Below are 2,963 nucleotides of genomic sequence, written 5' to 3'. Positions count from 1 at the left end.
GTTGCTGTGTCAGGCGTTCGCGCAGGTGCTGGGCCTGGAGCGGGTCGGCGTGGAGGACGACTTCTTCGCCCTGGGCGGCCACTCCCTACTGGCGACCCGCCTGGTCAGTGAGGTGCGGGAGTCGTTGCGGGTCGAACTGCCGATCCGGACGGTGTTCGAGGCACGGACGCCGGAGAGGATCGCCGGTTGGCTCGCCGATCAGATTGACACCCAGACCACGGCTAGGCCCGTTCTGCGGCCGATGCGTAAGCAGGAGGACTACTGATGATTCCGTTGTCGTTTGCGCAGCGCCGGCTGTGGTTCCTAGGGCAGTTGGAGGGTGCGAGCGCGACCTACAACATTCCGTTGGTGTTGCGGCTGACCGGGCATGTGGATCGGGAGGCTCTCGCCGAGGCGTTGCGGGACGTGGTGGGGCGGCATGAGGTGCTGCGCACGGTCTTCCTGGCCGAGAACGGGGAGCCGTACCAGCGGATCCTCAAGGCCGAGGAGAGCGGGTTCGAGCTTGCGGTCGAGGCGGTTTCCGAGGAGTCGTTGGCCGGCGCCGTGAGGGGGGCGGTCGCGTACGCGTTCGATCTTTCGTCCGAAATCCCTTTGCGGGCGACGCTGTTCGCGGTGGGTCAGGATGACCATGCGCTGGCGGTGGTGGTTCATCACATCGCCGGGGACGGCTGGTCGGTGGCGCCGCTGGCGCGGGACGTGTCGGTGGCGTACGCGGCGCGGGCCGCGGGCCGGCCACCGGAGTGGGAGCCGCTGCCGGTGCAGTACGCGGACTACGTGCTGTGGCAGCGGGAGTTGCTCGGCGACGAGCAGAACCCGGGCAGTGTGCTCTCCCGGCAGCTGGCGTACTGGCGCGAGACGCTGGCCGGGGCGCCGGCCGAACTGGTGCTGCCGACAGATCGGCCGCATCCCGCCGTGGCCAGTCATCAGGGCCATGCGGTGGCACTCGAGCTGTCGGCCGGCGCGTACAAGCGTCTGGTGAAGGTGACCCGGGAACGGGGGGTGACCCTGTTCATGGTGGTGCAGGCCGCGTTGGCGGTCACTCTCAACCGGTTGGGTGCGGGGAACGACATCCCGATCGGGGCGGCGATCGCCGGACGTACTGAGAAGGCCTTGGAGGACCTGGTCGGGTTCTTCGTGAACACGTTGGTGCTGCGCACGGACCTGTCCGGTGACCCGACGATGGCTCAGGTGCTCGATCGGGTCCGGGAAGCGGGACTTGGCGCGTTCGCGCACCAGGACGTGCCGTTCGAGAAGCTGGTGGAGGAGTTGGCGCCGGTCCGGTCGGCGGCCCGGAACCCGCTGTTTCAGGTCCTGCTCGCGGTGCAGAACGTGGCTTCGGGGGCGTTGGATCTGTCCGGGGCGGGCTCGCCGCTTTCGGCTGTGGCGTCGTCGGCGGGTACGGCGGTGTCGAAGTTCGACCTGGAAGTGACTGTGGGTGAGGTCCTTGATGCGCAGGGCGCGCCGGTGGGGTTGCGCGGCACGCTGATCGCGGCTGCGGATCTGTTCGATGCGGAGACGGCGGAGCGTTTCGCGGGTTGGCTGCTGCGGGCCGTCGAGACGGTCGTCGCTGAGCCGCAGACGCGGCTGTCGGCGGTGGATGTGCTGGGTGAGGCCGAGCGCCGGCAGGTCGTGGCGGAGTGGAACGACACTGCTCGGCCGCTGGTGGACGCGACGTTGCCGGAGTTGTTCGAGGCGCAGGTGGCGCGGACGCCCGATGCGGTGGCGGTGGTGGCTGACGGGGCCGAGCTGTCGTACGCGGAGTTGGACGCGCGGGCCAACCGGTTGGCGCACTACCTGATCGGGCGTGGTGTGGTCGCGGGGTCGGTGGTGGGGGTGTGTCTGGAGCGCGGGGTCGATGCGGTGGTCGCGCTGCTGGGTGTGGTGAAGGCGGGTGGCGCGTATCTGCCGATCGATCCGGCGTATCCGGTGGACCGGATCGGTTTCATGCTCGAGGACGCGGCGCCGGTGGTGGTGCTGGCGTCGTCGGCGACGGTCCGGGCGGTCGCCGGCCCGGTGGTGGTGTTGGACGCGCCGGAGGTGGCAGGGGAGCTGGTCGGGCTGGCGTCGGATGTTCCGGCGGAGCGGGTGCTGCACGGGCGGGGGCCGGCATATGTGATCTTCACGTCGGGGTCGACGGGTCGGCCGAAGGGTGTGGTGATTGAGCACCGGTCGGTGGCGAATCTGTTGGGCTGGGCGCAGGAGGCTTTCAGCGCCGATGAGTTGGCGCGGGTGGTGGTGTCGACGTCGTTCAGTTTCGATGTGTCGGTGTTCGAGTTGTTCGCGCCGTTGGTGTCGGGTGGCAGCGTCGAGGTGGTGCGGGATCTGCTGGCGTTGGCCGATGGCGGGCGCGGTTCGCGGCGGGCGAGTCTGGTGAGCGGTGTGCCGTCGGCGTTCGCGCGGATCGTGGGTGACCTGGTGGTTGCGCCGCGCACGGTGGTGTTGGCGGGTGAGGCGTTGACCGCGGACACGGTGGCGGGTGTTCGGCGCGTGCTGCCGGGTGTGCGGGTGGCGAACATCTACGGTCCGACCGAGGCGACGGTGTATTCGACAGCCTGGTATGCGGATGGTGATGTCGAGGGGGCTGTTCCGATCGGGCGTCCGGTGTCGAATGCCCGGGTGTTCGTGTTGGACGCCGGTATGCGTCCGGTGCCGGTGGGTGTGGCTGGTGAGCTGTATGTGGCGGGTGCGGGTCTGGCCCGTGGGTACCTGAACCGGCCGGGTTTGACGGCGGAGCGGTTCGTGGCGAATCCGTTCGGTGCGGGGGAGCGGTTGTACCGCACGGGTGACCTGGTCCGGTGGAACGCCGGCGGCGAGCTGGAGTACGTCGGCCGTGCGGACGAGCAGGTGAAGATCCGTGGTTTCCGGATCGAGCCCGGTGAGGTGCAGGCCGTCCTGGCCGCACACCCGGGCCTGGAGCAGGTCATGGTGACGATCCGTGAGGACCTGCCGGGTGACCTCCGCCT

General features: G+C 69.4%; 2 protein-coding genes. Both read left to right on the top strand.

Features of this window, described 5'->3' with window-relative positions; genetic code table 11:
• Positions 1 to 265 (top strand): phosphopantetheine-binding protein (locus ABH940_RS36880; protein WP_370073042.1); only part of this gene is annotated, 265 nt, incomplete at its 5' end.
• Positions 265 to 2,963 (top strand): amino acid adenylation domain-containing protein (locus ABH940_RS36875; RefSeq protein WP_370107283.1); only part of this gene is annotated, 2,699 nt, incomplete at its 3' end. The genes ABH940_RS36880 and ABH940_RS36875, both read left to right, overlap by 1 nt.

The sequence above is a fragment of the Streptacidiphilus sp. BW17 genome (assembly GCF_041262485.1).
Classification (GTDB): domain Bacteria; phylum Actinomycetota; class Actinomycetes; order Streptomycetales; family Streptomycetaceae; genus Streptacidiphilus.
This window is presented reverse-complemented; position numbering and strand designations above follow the sequence as displayed.